We start from the raw sequence: 21910 nt of genomic DNA on the forward strand, positions 1-21910 counted from the left end.
CGCAAGCATACTAACGTCTGCTGGAATGGCAAATGCCCAGCAAGCCCCTCAGCCTGAAGATCGTTATGGGGATGGACGTGTTTCAGCATTTTATACATGGAAAGCTGCGATTCCAGAACAAGCTGGAAAACTCTTAAAGACAGAGGACATCAGCAACCCTTATATCCGTTTGGACAATGATAGTACGGCCATTCGTATTTTATATAGTTCAACAAGTGGACGGGATAGTAAGACCCCCATTGTGGTTTCTGGGACAGTACATCTTCCTAAAGGTACGCCACCGAAAGAAGGTTGGCCTGTTGTGTTATGGGCACATGGTACGGTTGGTCTAGCAGATGCCTGCGCACCTTCTTGGAATGGACGATCTTATCGAGATGTACAATATTTAAACCGATGGTTAAAAGAAGGATTCGCTGTAGTAGCAACTGACTATGAAGGACTTGGTGTGGCTGGCCCGCACTTGCTGATCAATAATCCAATGCTTGCTTATAGTATTTTAGACAGCGGTCGAGCTGCGCTTAAAACGAAATTACCTCTAGCAAATCGTTTTGTTATTGTGGGGCAATCTCAAGGTGGGGCAGGGGCTGTTTCAGCTTCAGCTTATTCAGCAACCTATGCACCAGAGTTAAATATTAAAGGATCTATTGGCACAGGGGTGATTTATCAGGACCCAGAGGCAACAGCTGAAAAGAATCAGTTAAAGTTAAATCCTTATGAAGTCAGTCCATCCTTAGCATATGGTATTTATAGTTTTTTAGTGACACAAAGCTTATTTCCTGAAATCAAAACTGAAGATATTTTTACCGCTGAAGCAGTGCCTTTGGTGGAACAAGCAAGAAATGCCTGTTTGACCAGTTTTATGGGAGATATTCAAACAGCAGGACTTTCACCTGCGCAAGCCTATAAGGCGAATCCACCATCGATCTATAAAAAATTACAGGAAAAACAATCCAATGATTATGGTTATTACCCGACCTTAAAAATCAATCATCCATTATTTATTGGCACTGGGGCAAATGATCGTACACCAGATGCACGTAATCAAATGAAGTTGGTGGCGGATGCATGTAAGGCAGGTACAGTCGTTGAAGGGCATTTGTATCATGGATTGGGACATAGTGAGACAGTGAATGCTTCCCTACAAGATTCTGTTCCATTTGCCAAAAAGGTGATTGCAGGGGAGAAGATTCAGTCCATTTGCAAACCAGATTTACAATAGAAAATCAGAAGAAAATAACCATCCCTCATAATGATGCTCATGGTTATGACAAGACCTTAAATTAGCAAGCAATAAAAACCGCTCATTCAATCCGATTAAATGAGCGGTTTTTATTTAGCTTGAGGACTTAGGCAATCTGTTTGTTTCGCTTGGCCGCCTCAGCTCGTACCGCAGGAATAATATAACGACCATAGTCCACAGTATCGTAAATTGGATCATAACCACGATTTAAAAAGGTGGTGACGCCCAGATCTACATAATCAAGTAATGCGGCAATAATCGTATCAGGCGTTCCGACAAGGGCGGTGGTATCACCATAGGCCCCAACTGCGCTTGCAGTTGGCATCCATAAGGCTCGGTCATGGCGATCACCTTGTTGTGCTGCTGCCAGTAACCGTTGTGAACCTACGCCTTTAATTTTATGTCCCGAAAGTGAGCCATTATTTTGGAACGTTGGATTTTGCTGAATATCAGCTAAAATTTGTTGTGCTCGTTGCCATGCGAATTGTTCTGTTGGCCCAATAATAAGACGTACTGATAAACTGACCTGCGGCTGGGGTTTATTGGCTGCTTCTGCTGCCTTTTTAAGTTTATTTATCTGCTCTTTCACGCCCGCTAAAGGCTCACCCCAAAGCGAATAAAGATCTGCATGACGCACTGCGATATCGTAGGCAATATCCGAAGAACCACCGAATGAAATCGGAATAGAAGTTCCATTGACCGGTTTTAAAGGGCAGAAAGCATTTTCCAGTTTAAAGTATTTGCCTTCATAGTGAATCGGTTGCTCACTTTTCCAAAGCTTTTGGATGATATCTAGATATTCACCCGTGCGTTCATAACGTTGAATTTTATCAACAATATAATCACCTTCTTGCGGTTCAGCGGTAATTCCCGTAATGGCATGTAAACGAATGCGTCCTCCGCCAGTGGTATGGTCCAGTGTGGCAAAGGAACGTGCAGCCAGATTAGGCGTCATCAGCGCAGGGCGATGTGCAATCATAAATCCAAGTTGTTCAGTCTGTTGTGCCAGATAAGCTGCGATTTGGGTACTATCAGGGCTACTTGGTCCATTGGCGATTAAAACTTTATCAAAGCCTGCATATTCATGTGCACGAGCATGATAACGTAAATATTCGAGATCAATTTTATGACCAATTCGGGTTCCTTTGGTTTCAGACCATTGATTTGGAAAAACCATACCCACAAACTCTATGCTCATCATTTAACCTATGCTGTAAATTTTAAATAAAAGAGCAAAATAGATGCCAAATAGTGAGGGGAGATAAAATATATAATTTTTTCAAAAATATTATTGTAAGCTGTTTATATATGATCAATTGACAGACATATTGTTTAAAAAGCAACATTGCATAAAAATAGAAATATATTGATTATAAATGCATAAGCAAAAACGCCTATTAAATCATTCAATATATAAATTTAGGATTAAATATCTGTAATTATTATTTATCAGCTTTGTAATAGAATTGTACTATTCTATTTTAATATCCTCCTCAGCTATTTAAAGGGTTAATTATGAAATCCTATTTGGATAATGATTATAAAGTAATTACCTTGCCTGATAATGGTGTGCCAATTAAGCCAATAAGAGCAAAAGCGATTATATTTTCTGATCAAAACTCTCGTAAGCTATTAAGCCAAGTTGAAACCATTGCACCAAGTTCTGCCAGTGTGATCATCCAAGGTGAATCAGGTACAGGTAAAGAATTAATCGCACGTGAAATTCATTTGAAAAGTGATCGCCAAAATAAGCCGTTTCTTGCTGTCAATTGTGGTGCTTTAGTTGAAACACTTGCAGAATCTGAATTGTTTGGTTATGAAGCAGGCGCATTTACGGGTGCGCATAAGACACGCCCTGGTATTTTTGAAACAGCCGACGGCGGAACTTTGTTCTTGGATGAAGTGGGTGAGTTGCCGTTGTCTTTGCAAGTAAAACTGTTACGTGTATTGCAAGAAAAGGAAGTTGTTCGGGTCGGTGGACGTAAACCGATCCCGATTAATGTACGCATCTTGTCTGGTACACATGTTGATTTGCGTAAAGCTGTCGCGGAAAATAAATTCCGTTTAGATTTATACTATCGCCTAAATGTGGTTGTGCTAAATATTTTACCATTGCGAGAGCGTAAGGGTGACATTTTGCCTTTGGTGGATTTTTTCTTAAACTCCTATTCGCAAAAGATGATTACGCCGAAACCCAACATCAGTGATCGCGCCAGAAATGCACTACTCAACTATAGTTGGCCGGGAAATATCCGTGAGCTTGAAAATAATATCCATTATGCACTGCTCATCAGTGGTGGCAAAACCATTGATATTGAACATTTAAGGTTTTCAGAGGAGGGTGGCTCAAGCGTTTTACCAGATAATGATTTGATTCAAGAGTTTGAGGATGTACTCAAGCGTTTATTTCAAGAATATGATGGTGAAGCATGGCACATCATTGAAGATAAAATCGTCAATACCGCTTTTTCAAGTTGCTGGAATAATCAGGTTAAGACTGCAAAAATGTTAGGACTGTCGCGCAATGTTTTACGTAATTTGTTATCAAGATATAATTTATTACCAAATAAAAATGAAATTGTTTAATTGGGCTGTGCAATAGAAACATCCATTTTACCCATGGATGTTTTATTTTGGGCTGGTCATTTTTGTGATCCATAAACCAAGTTCAAACAAAAGCCACATTGGTACTGCCAGTGCAAGCATGCTAAAAATATCAGGGGGTGTAATAAACATTGCGATAAAGAAAAACAAAACAATGATGTGTTTACGGTAATGTTCCAATTGTTGAATGGAAAGAATACCAATAAAAATAAGAATATAGGTGAGTACAGGGATTTGAAAGGCGATACCAAAAGCCAGAAAAAGCTTGAGACAGAAATCAAGATAACTGTTGATATCAGTCATCGGTAAAACATTATCTGGTGAAGCTAAGACAAAGAAGTTTAACGCCAAAGGCAGAATCAAATAATAGGCAAATAATAGGCCAAGATAAAATAAACCGATGCTGGAGAGTACAAGCGCCACGCCAAATTTTCTTTCACTTTGATATAGAGCAGGTGCAATAAAGCGCCAGAATTGATAAAGAATAAAGGGAATCGCCAATAAAATTGCAAAATAAATATTGAGTTTAAAGGGCGCTAAAAATGTACTCATCACATCTGTAGCTATCATGGTTGAATTTTTAGGCAATCGGGATATTAAGGGTTGAGCCAAAAAATGATAATTGTGTTGTGCAAGGGGCAATAATAGTAAAAAAATAGTTAAGACTGTAGCAATGCTATAGATCAAACGCTTTCTAAGCTCTTTTAAATGTTCGCTATATTTCATTTCAGTGAGTGTTTCACTGAGTATTTGTTCGGTCATGCAGCTTGATCCTCACGCAAGATATTGGATGATGTTGTGTAAATTAAAAAGGGTACTTTTAATTCACGCGCAGAGATTTGATAAACATAATCATGTATGGGATAAGGGGGCGCTTGATGTGCTATAGCAACAGCGCTATGTACACTTTGGATTTCGTGTTGCATTTGTGCAAGCTGCTGTTTGAGCAGCTCTTCGTTTTGTTTTATTTTGAGCAGCTCTTCTTGCATGATCCTTTTTAGTTCAAGCAATTCCAGTTCATTTTCTAACTCTAGCTGGATTTTGTTAAGATTATTTTTAAGGGCTCTATATTTAAGTAATCCCACCCTTAATGTTTGAGGGAGCTTTTCAGGTCCCAATATAATCAGTGCAATAACAGCAAAAGCCAAGAGTTCACCAAAACTGATATTGAACATAATGATTTAGTACTCACCCGTTAGTGTTTTTTTCTTTATTTAAATCGAGATGATGAATTTCTTTAGGCTGATTTGTTTCAGACAGTTTTTGATCATCAGAATGAACCGAGTCTTTAAAATCTTTAATTGCACCACCTAAATCCTTACCTAAGTTTTTAAGTTTTGATGTACCAAATAATAAAATAACGATCACGGCAAATAATAATATATGCCAAATTGATAAACCCATTTCATATTTCCTTAATAATTTAAAACTAGTTGGTATAAATATCATGCTTGAATATATTTTCTAAATAATATTTATATCGATGAATATTCGATTTCATTATGCGCTATGGTCCAGCATATTGAGTGCTTGATTACGATAGTTAAATAATAATTCGCTGTCTTTATGTCTTGGATGGGTCAAAGGAACTTGAATGATTTCTTTAATTTTTCCTGGTCGAGCAGACATTACGATCACGCGATCACCCAGATAAACCGCTTCTTCTATATCATGTGTAACTAGAATCATGGTGATCTTTTGATCTTGCCAAATACGTTGTAATTCAGTTTGCAGATGGCTACGTGTAATTGCATCTAAAGCACCAAAGGGTTCATCTAAAAGTAAAATATCAGGCTGATTAACCAAGCCTCGTGCAATCGCTACCCGCTGCGCCATACCACCCGATAGCTCATGTGGATAAGCATTTTCAAAACCTTTTAAACCCACAATTGTAAGATGTTCTGCCACACGGGCATTTTTTTCGGCACGGCTTAAGTCGGTTTCTTCGAGCGCTAAATGAATATTTTCGGAAACACTGAGCCAAGGCAATAGACGGTGCTCCTGAAAAATTAAACCTCGTTTTAAATCTGTCCCTTGTATTGGTGTTTGATTCAGTAAAATCTCACCTTGATAGTCTTTATCTAATCCTGCAATTAAGCGCAACAAGGTCGATTTACCACAGCCACTGCTTCCGACAATAGAAATAAATTCTCCTTGTTGAATATCGAGATGAATACCATCTAATACGGTGAAAGTTTGTTGATCTCGATAAAATGATTTATTGAGTTTTTTAATCGAGAGTAAGGAAAAGCTCATATCAATATCCTGATGAGATGGGTGATTCAGTTAAACACGCCATTGCAGTAGTCGTTTAGAAATCAAGTGAATACAAAGCGTCATGCCAATACCGCTGAGGGTGACCGTGATTGCACACACCAACAAAATATCCATTTCGGCATTGATTTCAGCTTTCATCATTAAATTGCCTAAGCCTGCACCAGCATTGAATAACAGCTCACTGGCAGTTGTGGTAATCCATGTAAAAGGCACCGCTAAATTCAACCCCGTTAAAATATATGGGAGAGCTTGAGGGAAACGGATTTTTTTAAATTCCTGCCAAAAAGATAATTTGTAAATACGAGCGACTTCACTGTATTTCTGGTCATAATGGCTTAGCCCTTGAAAGCTGTTAATCACCATCGGGAAAAAAGAAGCAAGCGCAATAATAAAGATTTTTGCCTGCTCACCATTGCCAAACCACAGTGCAATCAATGGGGTTAAACCAAGTAAGGGTACTTGGCGAATGCTATTAAATAATGGTGAAACCAAGGCATTTAAAATTTTTGAATAGGCAAGTAAGGCACCGAGTAGTAGCCCTGTTGTCGAGCCAAGTAAAAATCCCAGTCCAGCTTTTTTAAGACTTCCCCATGTGTTTAACCATAATTCACCTGTTTCAAGCAGCTGAATAAAAGCAAAATACACCTTCTGTAAAGGCACAAATGCATAGGCATGACTGGCGCCTAAACTTGAATTGTATTGCCATAAAGCCAGTAAAAGGAGCGGGAGCAGCAGACCTTTGATCAAGATCAGTGGTTGCGCAAAAGCACTTTTTAAGTTCAGTGGATGCTGTGACATTATTTCCCCCTTGAACTCAATGCAGGTGATACAAGATATTGTTCGAGCTGACGTAAAGTTTTATCTAAAGCAAAACCAATGATTCCTGTAATAAAAACTCCGACCATGACAACGTCTAAACGTAACATTTGTCGTCCGAGCTCCATCATTTGACCAATGCCAGTGCCTGCAGCAAGTAATTCAACGGCCACCAAAATCAACCAAGCACGACCTAGAGCAATCCGCAGTCCACCGATTAATGGTGGGAGGATGCAAGGGATGATGATGTATCTCAACCATGCTGGAGTTTTTAGTTTGTAGATCTGGCCCAATTCAATATATTTTTTAGGAATATTTCGAACAGCATCCGCTGTTGTGAGTGCGATTGGAAAAAAACAGGCTTTAATAATCAGTAAAATTTTAAATAGTTCACCAATGCCAAAAACCAAAATAAAAATAGGAATAAGCACAAAGATTGGAATTTGATAAAGGATATTGAACAAAATATAAGTGTAATTTCGGAAAGAGGTGAGAGATGCATAGGCAATGCCAAACAAAATCGCACAGGTGGCCGCAATTGAAAAACCCATCAGCAGTCGAGAAAGGCTATCTTTTAAATGCAGTTGTAGTTCACCACTTTGCAACAAGGCAAGAAATGTCTGCCATACCGTTATAGGTGGTACTAAAATTTGGGTTGGAAAAATCTGTAAATAGCTAATCAATTGCCAAACCAGTAACGCCAAGATGGGTGAAAGGAATGAGAGCAAGCGATAGACCTGCTCAGAAGACAATCGCCTCCATAATGGTGCTTTGATCGCCACAATTTTTTTTTCGATAAGCGGATTTACGAGGATTTTCATGACCTAGTTTCCTTACTTATGTTGAATATCAAGTGGTTGTAAATTTTGAATGGCTTGACTGGTAAACTGAGCATTGAGCAACTCTTCAGCTTTGATTGGCGTTTGAATCAATTGGTTTTTTACAGCATGGTCGATGACTTTTGCATAATGCTGTTTAAGAAAATCCACTTGGTACTCAGGTGACCAATCTTGTTGCCAGTTACTGCTGGTATTTTGACTTTCGCGTTGAATCACACTTAGAGGCTGACCAAATTTGGTTTGGCTTTGTTGGAATTCATCTTGATGCTGTGAAATCCACTGCATTGCCCGTACTGTCGCATCAGCAAGTAGTTGGGTTGTGTCTGGATGTTGATCCAGATAAGTCTTGCGTCCCCATAGTTCAGCACGCATTTTCCAGTCAGCGGGTAGACTTTGCGATGACCAAATAATTTTGCCAAGATGGCGATCTTGTAAAGTGAGCGCATCACTTAAGGTAAAAAATGCATCGACGCTTTTAGCGGATAAAGCAGCAGCTCCCGCCTGTGGATTGAGATTGATGATTTGAAAATCTTTAAGCTTTAAACCTTTACTCTGTATCAATTGAGCAAAGTTAATTTCCCAAGGACGACCACGATGTAAGGCAATCTTTTTACCTTTGAGGTCCTCAATGGTTTTGATGGGTGAATCCGCTGGAACCACCAAATAAACATTATTACCGACTCCGCCAGGGACGACAATTTGTGTTCTAACACCAGTGGCATTGAGTACTACCGCAGGAAGATTGCCATAAAAAGCAAAATCAATTTTATTGTTGATAAAGCTTTCATTGACTAAGGTGGCCACAGCCGCAGTGGTTACAGGTTCCCACTTTAATTCAATATTTTTCTGCTTTAATGCTTTTAGAAAAATGGGGTCCTGTGCAATAAGTTGTGGTACACCAATAAAGTCCAGACCGCCAGAAGTTCCATTGGCCACAACCGCAATACGAAGCTGTTGTTGACCGGTTTTACTTTGGTTTGGATCTTCGGTTTTGTGTACGCCACAAGCAACCAATCCTAAAAGACTAAAACTTAAAAAAAGACCAGAAAAAATACGCATATCATCATAAAAATCTAGAAATATAAGGGGATAGAGCAAGAACCAAGCCAAAATAATTATTTTATATAAATCAGTTTGTTATGTTTTTATGATTGGTGTTATTTGAATGGATTAAACAGGTTATGTTGTGAAACCGACAGTATTGGATGGATAAGTGTTGAAATTTCAACACCATGTTTAGCTGGGTTTTTATAATATTTAGATAAAACAACAATATAGATGAATTCATTATTGAATAAAAAACGGCATGGTTTCTGCTCATAAGTTGTATCACTCACGATAGCGTGTAAAACCTTTAAATTATTGAGAAGTATTATGTCTGTTGAATTTTTGTGGAGAATCCCTGTGCATGGGGATGGTCGTCGAGCACATCAGTTACATACACGAGGTGAATGGAACCAGCTGAGCCCAGCAGTACAATCCCCTCAACGTGTGGCACCTCAACATCAAGATGAATTGTTTGCCTACTATGATTATGTACAACAGGTAGCAAAAGCCGCAGATATCGTGGGTTTTCACGGCGCATTGATTCCTGCTTTTCCACATACTGAAGAACCGTGGGTGCTGGCATCGGCATTGGCAAGAGAAACCAAAAGACTCCGATTATTGATTGCGATTCAACCTTGGTTTATCCATCCTGCATACGCAAGCCAAATGGCAGCAAGTTTGCAGCGTCTCAGTCAGGGACGGGTTGAATGGAACGTGATTTCAGGTGGCGGTGGGGCACAGCAACGTGCCTATGGTGATTTTATTGAACATGATCAGCGCTATGCGCGAACCAATGAATTTTTAGAGTTTGTAAAAGGGTATTCGCATCAGGCACCTTTTGACTATGATGGAAAGTTTTTCCACGTTGAACAAGGTGGTTTGAAATACCCAATGAATCAATATGACGTTCCTCGTTTGTGGTTAGCGGGAGCTAGTCCAGCGGCACTGCAAGTTGCAGGTCGGCATGCCGATATCCACTTAACCTGGGGGGAACCTGTTGAACAGCAGAAAAAAGTGATTGAACAGGCGCGCTCCTTCCTTGCACAAAATACCCCAGACCATAAGCTAAAGTTTGGTATGCGTATTGATATTTTGGCACGCCCCACACAGGAACAAGCGTTTCAAGAACTTAAACAGATGTATGAAACCATCGCTGTTGATGGCAATGCATTTGAACGTAAAGATACTGAGTCGGTTGGTGCAAAACGTCAGCAGGCCTTAGCACAAGGCAATCGTTTTGAAGACTTATTTGTCAGTCCAAATGTTTGGGCTGGTATGTCAAATGTAAGGGGTGGTCCAAACTGTATTTTAGTGGGGAGCTATGAACAAGTGGCACAGCGCTTACAAGAATATATCGACATTGGTGTTGGGCATTTTATTCTCGCCAGTAACCCACATTTGGAAGAAGCATATCGGGTTGCTGAAGAAGTCTTACCCTTGGTTGGATATAAATTAAAATAATAAGTTTAGATCCCTTTGAGATATCAGAGGGATCTTGTTGTTTCAACAGCATAGAACTGTCTTAAAACCAACAGCTTTGCTGACAAATCGAAGAATTTTTTTAATTAAATTTATAAAAATTAGTGACTTATATTGTTGGCATGACTTGTGCAATTTTCAATACAGTATTTTATTTTTTAGTTTAAATTGCCATGAGTGAACGAATATTTAATCCCCATCAGCGGGCGTTGCTATTTGGGCAATATGCATCTGCTTCAACTGCAACTGGCATATCAGACCCATTTACACGACATCATTTGGATGTGAGTCAATCACCTCCAGCAAAATTGAATAAATTGTGGATCGCGATCATTGCGGTTGCTGCAGCACATTTAGGTATTTGGTATATCGCAAAACAATTACCGACACCAGCTTTGGACATTGCAAAGCCAGAACCCGTGGTGATTGAAATTGTCAAACCAGTGGAACCACCTAAAGTCATTGAACCTAAAATTCCACCAGTGACGCAAAAACCCAAAATTCCGCCTGTGGTCGAAAAACCAAAACCGATTGCGAAACCTATCGAACAGCCGAAACCTGTTCAAAAAACTGTGGAGCAAGCCAAACCGATTGTAAAACCCATTGCGCAAGACACAGTTCAAAAAACTGAGGAACCTGTTGTAAGCAAAAAACTGAGCGCTGAACCTGCTCCAAAAACAGCAGAACCAGTGAAGCCTGCTGATGACAATTTACCTGTGACAGAAGCCAAGGGTTATGCAGGTTATCTAAGCAACCCCGCAGCAGAGTACCCAGAACAGGCCTTAGAACGTGGTTGGGAAGGCTCGGTGATTTTAAGGGTCAAAGTATTGCCAAACGGTAGCCCAGATAGCGTAACAGTCAAACAAAGTAGCGGCAAAAAACTTTTAGACAGCGCGGCTGTAAGAACAGTAAAGCAATGGAAATTTTCACCGGCCTTAAAAGGTAAAACACCTGTCGAAGGTTGGGTTGATGTTCCAATTCATTATCAATTACCGAAATAAACTATTTTAAATTAAGAGGATATCTACATGACAGACATAAATTCATTGATCCATGACGGCACAATCTGGTTATTGGTTGCTTTCTCCATCGTCACATGGGTATTGATCGTGGTTAAAGTGGTACAGACACAGAAAGCCAGCAAGCAAAGTAAGGTCTTTGTCGAAGCCTTTTGGAAAGCCAAAAATTTGCCTGAGGCAGTGACTCAATCACAACAGGGGGAAGGCCCTACAGCCCGTGTTGCAAATGCAGGTTTTCAAACCTTGATTGAGGCAGATGAAAAGACTCATCAAGATTTGCAAAACAGTTGGAGTCGGCAGGATTTATTAGAGCGTCATTTACGCAAGCAAATTTTAACTGAACGTCGTCAATTGGAAAAAGGTTCTGCATTATTGGCTTCGATTGGCAATAACGCACCGTTCATTGGACTATTTGGAACAGTGTTTGGGATTATTCATGCTTTACAGGCCATTGCACATTCAGGTAATGCAAGTATGGATGTGGTTGCAGGGCCAATTGGTGAGGCCTTGATTGCTACAGGTATTGGTATTGCTGTGGCGGTACCCGCTGTGTTGGCTTATAACTATTTCATACGTAAAGTTAAAACCATCGGTGCAGACCTCGATGATTTTGCCACTGATTTTGTCAGTTTAAATCAAAAAGCGGGCTTTCAGTTACCTGTCGCTAAGCCAAAAAATACCACTGGAAATACTGTAGTCAATCATGATGCATCTAGTAAAGAAGTCAAAGAAAAAGGAGTGTTTGCATAATGGCCGTTTCAACCTCCCAAGAAGATGATGTGGTGAGTGAAATTAACATTACGCCATTGGTTGATGTGATGCTGGTTTTACTCATCGTGTTTATCGTTACAGCGCCCCTGTTAACCAATACCGTGAAAGTAAATTTACCCAAGGCTGCACCGACGCAGTCAACGGATCAGAATAAAGCGGTTGTCATTAGTGTTAATCCGCAAGGAGAAATCTTCCTTGACAAGGATAAAGTAACTTTGGCAAGTTTTGAAAAAGAGATTCAGTCACGTAAAAACAGCAACCCTAAATTGGCTTTGAATTTAAATGCCGATGAGACCATTCCTTATGGAACAGTTGCAAAATTACTTGCCAGTATTGAGCGAGTAGGGGTAGAAAAATTATCTGTGATTACCGTACCCAAGTAGTCTTTGGATGCTGAATGAAATAGCTGCTACGGCAGCTTTTTTAGTGTCTAAAAATATGGGTAGTTAAAATTAAAACAGTGTTCAAATTTTATTGCTTTGTATAAGCATGATTTATATAAGCCTGATTTTTATAAACTGAATGTGTACAAAATGAATGTGTTATTCACGATTTTGATCAGCAACACAAAAGGTCGTTGTGTTGCGCTGCAATAGTCGGGATGCATCATCAGAGCCCCATACTGGATTGACTTTTCGTCCTTGAAAAGTCACAAGATCGCTGACTACAGCAGATGCTTGCTGGTGTTAAGGCGCTGCAAATTTTATTTTAGGCTTGATTGTTCCATAATTTCTCAAAACGCCACGTTGGGAAAATCGTGTGTTCTGCAGCTAATCCTCCAATCTGTTTCGATGCAGCATCTATGCTATGGCTAAAACCCCAAATTAGCATTCCACCGCGTTCATGTTGAATTTTTTGTGCCTGAGCCAAATACACTTTACGCTTGGCTAAATCGGGTTCAGCCAGCGCTTTATAAAACAGCTCACTATATTCTGGGTCTTTAAAGTTGACACGATTGGTTGTTGAAATTGGCGCATCATTCACTACAGCAGTGGATAAATATGGTGTACCCACGTTGGTTGCATTACTGGAGAATTGCCATTTACTCCGGTCAGGTCCATTAAATGTGGCTAAATCAACTTGTTTGACCCGAATACTGACATTGGCTTTCTTTGCTTGTTCTGCAAATATCAGGGCAGGTTGGGCGTTGCCAACGGGGGTAATCAGCTCAACGCTTAAGCCATCTTTAAAGCCCGCTTGAACCAATAAATTCTTGGCTTCCGTAATGTCTTGTTGACGTTGTGGCAAATTTAGAAATGCTGGATCCTGTGGAGAATATAGATCATTGGCGATGCGTCCCTGACCGTTTAAACCCCGTTGTATCAGCTCTTGACGATCGGCGATTAAACGAAATGCTTGGCGGACTTTGGGATCATTAAATGGTGCCTGTTGAGTATTAAAGTCAAAACTATTGTGGGTATTGGTTTGAGAACGAACCGTTTGAATATGTTTTGCTTGTTCTAAAATTTTAATGTATTCAGGTGAAATCGCATTTGCAAGATCAATTTGTCCTGCCAATAATGCATTTAGTCGAGAAACTTGATCTTTAAAGTCAATGACTTCAAAACGATCTGCATAAGGCCGATCTGCTTTAAAATAGTTTTCAAACCGAGTAAAGACAGAACGTTGACCGGGGATAAATTCTTTGACTTTATAAGGACCTGCGCCCACAGGGTTATGAATGGGATCAAAATCAGTGGGGACAATACCGCCAAAATTGACCCAAGTTTCAGGCAGCGCCACAAAGCCAGCAATTGAACTAATAAAAGGAATGCGTACTGTATATTGATCTAATTTTTGGATACGATCACGATCAATCCATTGCACAAGATTCCGAAAAGGTGAGGCAAGCTTTGGATCTGTTAAGCGTTGCAATGAAAAAATGACATCATCTGCGCTGACGGTTTTAGCATGATGAAACTCTAAACCTTTACGCAGTCGTATGGTCCATTCGCTGGCATTATGATTAGGTTCTGCAAATTCAGCCAAAGCAAGACGAGGAAGCATGTTTTCGTCCCATTCCCAGAGCTTATTATAAATCGCAAATCCACGGGTAATCCCACTTCCTGATGCTGAAAGGTGAGGGTCAAGGCTACCTGATTGTTGTCCACCAATCAGCCCTAATCGAATTGTTCCACCATGCTTAGGGGTACTGGAAAGTGAACTTTGCGAGTCAGCGCTAGGTTGTGGAGATTGTCCACAAGCAGATAAACCACTGATTAAAGAAACGCCACCTAGTGCAGTTAGACTTTGGGTTAAAAATTTTCGACGTGAGAGTAACAAGGTTTCATGTGTCATTAAAAATACTCAGTTAGAACTTATCCAGAGGAGATTGCACAATGAATGCCAATTCTTTTTAATATTTTTCTAATATTTATCAATTAATTATAAGCGTTGTGTTTTTTGTCACTGTTGCTTTTTCAGCATTTCTGTTGAAAAAATAAACATGAATAAAATCTGTATATCAATGAGGGCTATTTAAAAGTAATAAAAATCAATGTTTTATATTTGAGTTTTGCCTATTTAAAGATTGGCATAGGCTTTGCGTAACGCAGTGTAAATTTATTTTACTGAGTGTGATATGAAACAGAACTTTCAATTAAAGCCACTGGTGATTGCGCTAGGGCTATTTGGGGCAATCTTTCCATGCGCTATTTTTGCTGAAGAAACCGCAGAGCAAGCCAAGGATTCTAATGGTGATGTAATTACCTTAGCCGATGTTGTGGTGACAGGAGCAAATAAAAAAGCCACCATTCTCCCCAAGCGTAAAGTCACTTCGATTTATGGGACGGATAGTTCTGTATTAGATACCCCCCGTGTCGTTTCACAAGTATCAGAACAACAGTTTCGTGAAGATGTTATTCGTAGTGCAGATGATTTGGTTAAGTATGCTCCAAGTATCACCAGAGGAGGTGGGCAAAATGCCAATTTCGCGCCACAGATACGTGGGCAAAATTCCGAAGTTTTTCAAGATAGCCAACGAATATACAGTACCCGACATCCGACCAATTTAAATGCCTATGAAGCTGCTGATATTGTTGCAGGACCAACGGGGGTAATTTTTGCACCGACCTCAGGTTCAGGGGGATATATTAATTATCTCACCAAAAAACCGAATTTTAATAAAGCAGAAACCACGATTTCGGGATCAGTGGGTTCAATTTATGCAGGGCAAGGTGCTGAGCCTAATTTCTCAGTCAGTATTGATCATACTGCACCTATTTCTAAAGAATTGGCATTTCGTGTCAGTGCAACAGCACAACGAACAGATGACTATTATGACAATGTAAAAAATAATTTTAATGCATTTTATGGTGCTTTGGCTTGGCGTCCAGATGACAGTCTACGGGTTGACTGGAATATCAGTTATGACGATTATTCAGATTTTAATGTGACGCATGGTTGGAACAGAGCGACACAACAATCCGTTGATCAAGGGCTTTACTATAAAGGCAGAGCGACCCCGATTATTCAAAACGGTTCAAACTTTTGGTCTCCAGTCTTTGATTCTGGTGCAGCTCACTCTAAAGTGATTGGTTGGCAAACTCGGCAGAAGAATGATAAAAATCAATATATTGCTGTAGGTCCAGTACAGACTTCTCCTTTGCCAAGTTCCACTGCTGATCAAGCGGGTACAATTCGAGGCTGGGTCTATGATCCATCAATCGCAGGCAATGGCTTAGTCAAATTAGATGATGATGTTTCTGGTCGGAGCGAAGATAAAAACAGTGCAAAGCGCTTTAGTACACAATTTAAACTGGTCAAAGATATCAATGAAAATTGGTCTGTGGCCAATAGTACGCTATATCAAAAGAGTCGTGATTTGGGTGATTCTGTTGGGAGTTTCTTTACCGATTTGGACCATGAATTATTGGATAACCGCTTAGAGTTTTTAGGCGATCATGACGTTGAGCTATTGGGTGTCAAAATCAACAATAAAAGCAGTACAGGTGGCGCTTATCGGCATGAGAAATTTACCTCTCTCGCAGCAAACAATAGTTTTAATATCAATCCTTATGATTTAACCAATGATCCATCACAGAAAAACCCTGGAGATTTATTGGGGTTGGTCAATCATGGCGGTTCGACTGGAAGCTGGATTGGGCAGGCTGGTGTTCCACAGTATTCGCAGTATTTTGGCTATTTAAATCTACCTCGAATGTACCCTGTGGGTCATGGCTTATATGCTGAAAAAGGCGGTTTTCCTCCCAATGGAGGTGGTGCAGTTTATACAGGAACAGGCTTTTGGGACACTTACAGCGTATTTACACAGCAAAATTTTACCTTTAATGATGTTTTTGGGATTAATCTGGGAATTAACCACAGTTCTATAAAAGCAAAATTAGAGAATCCACTGGTTTTAGTCCCTACAGATGTCCGCTCAGATTCCAATAAATATAGTTTGCTCAGCTATCAAGCCAGTACCTTTATTAAACCTACTGAAAAAAGTACCCTATATTTTACTTATGATAAAAGTACAGCTTTGAATACGGGTGTATTTGGTCCATTTTTAATTTGGGGCGCTGGAAATCAGCTAAATCCTTTGGCTTTTGACAGCCAAAGTGAATTAAAAGAAGTGGGAGTGAAATACGAGCCGATCACTGATCAACTTCTGTTAACGCTCAGTGGTTTTGAACAGAAGCGCGATTTATCACCTGATACCAATGGCAATATGGCTCGTTTTGAAATCAAAGGCCTTGAATCATCATTGCGTTGGCAGCTACAAAAAAATATCGCGATCGGGGCAAACTTAACCTATCTCAATGCTGAATATTCTTCCATTATTCCAGCTGGTTTTTCACCTTTTGGTTTCCATGCAGACAATGCGACGGTATGGGGCGATAGCAATGCTTTAAACCAACGCAAAGCAGGACGTTATGATGCAGCAGGCATTCCTAAATATTCTGCAAGTGCTTATGTGGACTATCAACACCAGTCAGGTTTTGGGCTAAACCTATCGGGTTGGTGGACAAGTAACTGGTATACCAATCTAAGTCAGACCGTAAAGGTACCCAATAATTATAATTTAGATTTGGGACTTTATTATCGTCAACCGCAGTGGACAGTGGGCTTAAATATTCTTAATTTGACCAATGAACGTAATTTCGTAAATGGTTTAGCTGGTGCAAATAGCGAGTTTTTACAGCCAATGCGTCCATTGACGGTACAAGGACAATTTAGCTATAAATTCTAAATTAAACAGATTTTTATTTTTGATTACATTAGCCATACTTTTGTATGGCTTTTTATAAATTTATTCTTAGTAGATATCATTAAAAATAAAAAACAGCAAAATGTTGAAATAACAACAATACGACAATTAAAAATGTCTATCTATCAGCAAAAATAAATAATTTTTTTATGATTTTTTATATAACACTTTGAAAATATTTAAATAAATGGAATGGCACAAAAGTTGCCAATAACAAGAATAGATTTATTTAAATGGAGTCAGCATGTTTAAGGTTACAAAAATTAGGCAGAGTATTTTAACTGCTATGTGGGGCGTAACGGCGAGTGTTTCAACACTGGCTATTGCAAATGAAGAGATCGAGACTACACCAGCACAACAAGCACAGGTTGAAAAAGCCAAAGATGTCAAAAAATTAAGTGATGTGATCGTCACTGCACAATATCGGGCGCAAAATATTCAAAAAGTTCCAACTGCAATTACTGCTGTTTCGGGTAAGGACTTGGCTGCGAAAGGCTCTACTTTTATTGGGGATGTTTTAACCTATACACCAAATGCTGCAGCTGAAAACCCAGATGGGGATAGTCGTCCACGTTGGTATATTCGTGGTCTAGGTACGGGAGATGTGGCTGCATCGACAGTATTTCCTGTTGGCGTGTATGCAGATGGGGTTTATTTAAATGCGCCAGTTGCAGGTGCAGGTGACTTGTTTGATTTAGAGCGTATAGAAGTTTTACGTGGTCCACAAGGCACGCTCTATGGGAAAAACACCACTGCGGGTGCAGTCAATTATATTTCTAAAAAGCCTAATTTTTCAGATAAACCCAATGGATATGCAACCATTGGTTTAGGGGATCATAACCTGCGAACATTTGAAGGTGCTGCAAACGGCAAAATTTCGGAAAATGTTGCGGTGCGCGGGGCTTTTTACTCTGAAGACCGTGACGGATATGCAAAGAATATTGCCAATGGTGAAGATTATGGCAACGTGGATAAAAAATCTTTTCGTTTCCAAGTGCTAGGCAAAATCAATGATGAATGGGATGCCTTGGTCAATCTACACAGCCAAACTTATAATGGTTTAGGCAGTAATGGTTCCTTAAGTGTGGGTAAATACTGGGGTATTTATGAAAGACCTAAAGGGCGAGACACCAATTTAGATTTAGATGAAAACAATAAGATTCAGCATGATGGCGCGTCATTAACCTTAACTGGAGATTTGGGGGGCGGATATAGCTTTACTTCGATTACTGCCTTTGATAAGACCACACAAAAGTCGATTTCAGATGGTGATTACACCCCTTATGATGTCGCACGAAGCTATAGTGATAATGAATGGCGTCAATATAGCCAAGAGTTCCGTATCGCTTCTGATGCTGAAAAACGCTTAAGTTGGATTGCAGGATTTCATTATTTCAATGAGGATTTAGATTCCACTGGAGTCAGTGCACGTGTCAATAAAACATTGCCAAATGGCGCTGCTTCTCAAACTGCATCTACGCCAGCATTTAGAGATATAACCTATAACCAAGCCACTCAAAGCTTTGCACTTTTTGGTAACAGTACCTATAAATTTACAGATAAATTTAAAGTGACAGGTGGTTTACGTTGGACCAGTGAAGAAAAAGATATTGATCTCAATCTGACTCAGATCACAACGGGAGACTATACAAAAGGCAGTTGGTGGAAAAAAGATGGCTATAGCAATGCTGTTTATAACCCAACCCCAAATGCAAATGGGTCAACAAGTCGCAATAAAACTTGGAATGAGTTGACCTATGACATCACCCCAGAATATGAAATTAATCCTAATTTAAATACTTACTTTAGATTCGCACGCGGTTTCCGTTCAGGTGGATTTAACACCGGTTTATCCAGCAGCTTAACCCAACTTGCCGACGTGAATCCTGAATACTTAAATAGTTATGAACTTGGTTTAAAGTCTACGTTATTGGACGGAGATTTAATCGCAAATGCCAATATTTTTTATTATGACTATAAAGATATTCAAACCAATTTACTGGTTGCAACAGAGGGACAAGGTGGCGGTGTGACCTCGGTTCTCGCCAATGGACCAAAAGCTGAAGTTAAAGGTGCTGAATTAGAATTAGATTATTCAGTGACTGAAAATCTACGTTTACGTTTTGCTGGTGCTTATCTTGACAGCGAATATACCGATTTCGTCGATAAAAACCCAATAACCAATGTGGTTAATGCAGATAATACAGGCAACAGTCTAGTCCGTTCGCCAAAATACACCGTTGGTCTGGGTGGAGAATATACCTTTAATCTCAATGATGGTGCTCGTGTTGTTGTAGGTACAGATGCCAGCTATCGTGACCGTGAATTTTTCCTTGTAAACCGTCAAGACTATTCGGTAGATCCAATCTTAAGCCAAAAAGCATATACCTTATGGAATGCCAATGTTGGCTACCATAGCGCAAATAACAAATACCAAGTCAATGCTTACGTTAAAAACCTATTGAATGAAGAATATCAAGTACACGGCCGTCCAAATGGTCCCGCTGGACAATATGTTTTAACTTATGGAAACCCACGTCAAGTTGGTGTTTCTTTGACTGCTAAATTCTAAGTTATACGGAGAACATCATGGGAATTGAATTTTTTACCCGTCTACCACTGCATGGTGAAGCAGAGTACTTAGCAGGTGATCCACGCAATCGTGGTGATTGGTCACGTGTCGCAGGTGTAGAAAATACTGGTGCAACATCGAATTACCAAGTTGGTGATGACTTTACCTATATCGACTATCTTAGCCAAGTGGCTCGTGCGGCTGAAATCAATGGTTTTGCAGGTGCGCTGATGGTGAATGCACCTACAGGTGAAGAACCGTGGACAGTGTGTTCCTTATTGGCAAGAGAAACCAAGCGTTTAAACTTTGTGACTGCATTCCAGCCTTATCATTTTAGTCCTTATAATGCAGTACAAAGTGCAGCAACGTATCAGCGTGCCACAGGGAATCGGTTGGTTTGGAATATTATCAACGGCGGCTCTGAGGTTATTCAGCGCCAAGTTGGGGATGCTACTCCGCACGATGACCGTTATATCCGTGCGACTGAATTTTTAGATGTGGTGAAAGGGTATTGGTATAATGAATCATTCCATTACCAGGGCAAATATTATTCTGCTGAAGGTGGCGGTTTAAAATATCCTCTGAATAAAGCTGAACTACCGATCATTTGTACGGCAGGATCGTCTGAGGCTGCCCGTGAGTTTGGTGCGAAGCATGCTGATTATTATTTAATGCGTGCTGAAAAACCCAGTGAAATTACTGAATTGATTGCAGATGTGCGCAAACGTGCTGCGAGATATGGGCGGGATAATATTAAATTCGGCTTATCCATTGATACGATTGCACGCCGTAGTGAACAAGAAGCGTTGGCAGAGGCACAACGTTATTTGGATGAAGCTGCTGAAAAACAACGCTTACATGCGTCTGCTGCACATGCAGGTTTGAGATCGGCACGTGTATTGAGTTTTGAAAAAGAATATAGTGAAAAAGCAGGCAGTAAAAACGTCGATGATTTCTTTATTCATCCCAATGTTTGGTCAGGCTTTGGCTATATTGGTATTCCACCAGGTGTTGCTTTAGTGGGAAGTTATTCGCAGATTATCGAGCGGATTCAAGAATATAACAGTATTGGAATTGATCTGTTTTTCTTGGCGGGCTATCCACATTTAGAAGAAGCCTATCGCCTTGGCGAACATGTTTTACCTTATTTTAAAAAACAGCGTCAGGCATTACAGCGTATTCCTGAAGAGGCAAAATATCGTATCGCCTAACTTCCATTGCAACAGGTTAAAGCCAAGATTTTAAACCAGTCTTGGCTTTTTTATACCAATAAAAAATACAAAGTGTGGCAGTGTAAACTTGATTTTCATACTCTTCTTTCTATGCAATGATCAAAGTTTGATTCCTGATAAAGCTTAACCATATTTAAAAATCATTCCGAAGCTTAATTTCGTAAGAGCTATACTGATTATAAGTAAATAAGTGAATAATAATGCTTACTTGCATTTTTTACACAGTTTCGTATATTTGATAGTTGTGCTTCATTTTATCAACAACAATAACCTGACAAACAAACATGACCATTGAGCAGGAAAAATGAAAGTAATTAATATCCATAAAAGAGAAATTCAGCAATCAAAGGCTGAAATTGCTAAGTTATTCAGGACTTTGTCAACAGATAATGATTTAATGTTAGCAACAGACAAATGGCCAGCCATGAAGTTGGACAATGGATTAAGTGTGGGTTCAAAAGGTGGGCATGGACCAATCAGATATTCTGTGACAGATTATCAGCCCGAAAAATCAATCACTTTTCAGTTTGACTTAACAGGTTTTAATGGTTTTCACAGATTTAGCATTAATGAATTAGACCCCAACAAAACAGAAATTTCACATATTATTGATATGAAAACAACAGGTTTAGCGACTTTAAAATGGGCCTTAGCAATTCGTTGGTTGCACGATGCCTATATTGAAGACGCATTTGATAAAGTTGAGAATCATTTTACAGCTGACAAGAAAAATAGTGAGTGGAGTTTATGGGTTAAATTATTGCGAAAAATATTGAAACCTAAAAAGAAATAAAAACCAACA

The 21910-nt window shown here is 39.6% G+C and carries 19 protein-coding genes; 10 read left to right on the plus strand and 9 right to left on the minus strand.

Translation table 11 applies throughout. The features are described from left to right. The first annotated feature begins 7 nt into the window (after positions 1-7). Complete coding sequence (locus tag L3V46_RS05390) at positions 8-1219, plus strand: lipase family protein (protein ID WP_085942779.1); 1212 nt, start codon at positions 8-10, stop codon at positions 1217-1219. 127 nt (positions 1220-1346) lie between these two features. On the opposite strand, the gene L3V46_RS05395 is transcribed toward L3V46_RS05390, so the two are convergent. Beyond that, positions 1347-2438 carry an LLM class flavin-dependent oxidoreductase gene (locus L3V46_RS05395; protein ID WP_239045141.1) on the minus strand — a complete coding sequence of 364 codons (1092 nt, stop codon included), beginning with the start codon at positions 2436-2438 and terminating at the stop codon, positions 1347-1349. A gap of 317 nt (positions 2439-2755) precedes the next feature. On the opposite strand from L3V46_RS05395, the gene L3V46_RS05400 reads away from it, so the two are divergent. After that, entirely contained in the window at positions 2756-3826 is a 1071-nt protein-coding gene (locus L3V46_RS05400; protein WP_004717502.1) for a sigma-54 dependent transcriptional regulator, read from the plus strand. A gap of 42 nt (positions 3827-3868) precedes the next feature. On the opposite strand, the gene tatC is transcribed toward L3V46_RS05400, so the two are convergent. The 7 genes from tatC to L3V46_RS05435 form a co-directional block, all read right to left on the minus strand. Next, on the minus strand, positions 3869-4606 hold the full coding sequence (tatC, locus tag L3V46_RS05405; RefSeq protein WP_004717500.1) for a twin-arginine translocase subunit TatC: 738 nt from the start codon (positions 4604-4606) through the stop codon (positions 3869-3871). Continuing rightward, entirely contained in the window at positions 4603-5019 is a 417-nt protein-coding gene (gene tatB, locus L3V46_RS05410; protein WP_239045142.1) for a Sec-independent protein translocase protein TatB, read from the minus strand. Before tatB ends, tatC begins: the two co-directional genes overlap by 4 nt. A 13-nt stretch (positions 5020-5032) precedes the next feature. Next, positions 5033-5248 carry a Sec-independent protein translocase subunit TatA gene (locus L3V46_RS05415; RefSeq protein ID WP_004717495.1) on the minus strand — a complete coding sequence of 72 codons (216 nt, stop codon included), beginning with the start codon at positions 5246-5248 and terminating at the stop codon, positions 5033-5035. Positions 5249-5344: 96 nt separating this feature from the next. Next, positions 5345-6100 (minus strand): ABC transporter ATP-binding protein, encoded by a 756-nt coding sequence (locus L3V46_RS05420; protein WP_154129246.1) that lies wholly within the window; start codon positions 6098-6100, stop codon positions 5345-5347. Between the two features lie 30 nt (positions 6101-6130). Continuing rightward, positions 6131-6919 carry an ABC transporter permease gene (locus L3V46_RS05425; protein ID WP_004717492.1) on the minus strand — a complete coding sequence of 263 codons (789 nt, stop codon included), beginning with the start codon at positions 6917-6919 and terminating at the stop codon, positions 6131-6133. After that, positions 6919-7758 (minus strand): ABC transporter permease, encoded by an 840-nt coding sequence (locus tag L3V46_RS05430; protein ID WP_004717490.1) that lies wholly within the window; start codon positions 7756-7758, stop codon positions 6919-6921. The genes L3V46_RS05425 and L3V46_RS05430 overlap by 1 nt, the downstream gene beginning before the upstream one ends. 12 nt (positions 7759-7770) lie before the next feature. Then, positions 7771-8835, minus strand: coding sequence for an ABC transporter substrate-binding protein (locus L3V46_RS05435; RefSeq protein ID WP_239045143.1), 1065 nt, complete (start codon positions 8833-8835; stop codon positions 7771-7773). A gap of 315 nt (positions 8836-9150) precedes the next feature. Between L3V46_RS05435 and L3V46_RS05440 the strand changes: the two genes are divergently transcribed. The 4 genes from L3V46_RS05440 to L3V46_RS05455 all read left to right on the plus strand — a co-directional run bounded on the left by L3V46_RS05440 (position 9151) and on the right by L3V46_RS05455 (position 12475). Continuing rightward, positions 9151-10284, plus strand: coding sequence for an LLM class flavin-dependent oxidoreductase (locus L3V46_RS05440; RefSeq protein WP_239045144.1), 1134 nt, complete (start codon positions 9151-9153; stop codon positions 10282-10284). Between the two features lie 191 nt (positions 10285-10475). Next, positions 10476-11303: a TonB family protein gene (locus L3V46_RS05445; RefSeq protein ID WP_224964047.1), complete on the plus strand. Its 828-nt coding sequence runs from the start codon at positions 10476-10478 to the stop codon at positions 11301-11303. Between the two features lie 27 nt (positions 11304-11330). Then, entirely contained in the window at positions 11331-12071 is a 741-nt protein-coding gene (locus tag L3V46_RS05450; protein WP_096734860.1) for a MotA/TolQ/ExbB proton channel family protein, read from the plus strand. Then, positions 12071-12475 (plus strand): biopolymer transporter ExbD, encoded by a 405-nt coding sequence (locus L3V46_RS05455; RefSeq protein WP_004717481.1) that lies wholly within the window; start codon positions 12071-12073, stop codon positions 12473-12475. Before L3V46_RS05450 ends, L3V46_RS05455 begins: the two co-directional genes overlap by 1 nt. Before the next feature lie 325 nt (positions 12476-12800). On the opposite strand, the gene L3V46_RS05460 is transcribed toward L3V46_RS05455, so the two are convergent. Beyond that, positions 12801-14390, minus strand: a complete 1590-nt coding sequence (locus L3V46_RS05460) for an ABC transporter substrate-binding protein (RefSeq protein WP_239045145.1) — start codon at positions 14388-14390, stop codon at positions 12801-12803. A 283-nt stretch (positions 14391-14673) separates the two neighbouring features. On the opposite strand from L3V46_RS05460, the gene L3V46_RS05465 reads away from it, so the two are divergent. From L3V46_RS05465 to L3V46_RS05480, 4 genes are all read left to right on the plus strand, one after another. Continuing rightward, a complete protein-coding gene (locus L3V46_RS05465; protein WP_239045146.1) occupies positions 14674-17286 on the plus strand; it encodes a TonB-dependent receptor plug domain-containing protein in 2613 nt (870 codons plus the stop codon). 262 nt (positions 17287-17548) lie between these two features. After that, positions 17549-19876, plus strand: a complete 2328-nt coding sequence (locus L3V46_RS05470; protein WP_343212613.1) for a TonB-dependent receptor — start codon at positions 17549-17551, stop codon at positions 19874-19876. A 17-nt stretch (positions 19877-19893) separates the two neighbouring features. Then, the gene (locus L3V46_RS05475; protein ID WP_239045147.1) at positions 19894-21087 is read left to right on the plus strand and encodes an LLM class flavin-dependent oxidoreductase; all 1194 of its coding nucleotides are present in this window, start codon (positions 19894-19896) and stop codon (positions 21085-21087) included. 325 nt (positions 21088-21412) lie between these two features. Further along, the gene (locus L3V46_RS05480; protein WP_239045148.1) at positions 21413-21901 is read left to right on the plus strand and encodes a hypothetical protein; all 489 of its coding nucleotides are present in this window, start codon (positions 21413-21415) and stop codon (positions 21899-21901) included. The last annotated feature ends 9 nt before the right edge of the window (positions 21902-21910 follow it).

Source organism: Acinetobacter sp. AG3 (assembly GCF_022343575.1).
GTDB lineage: Bacteria > Pseudomonadota > Gammaproteobacteria > Pseudomonadales > Moraxellaceae > Acinetobacter > Acinetobacter guillouiae.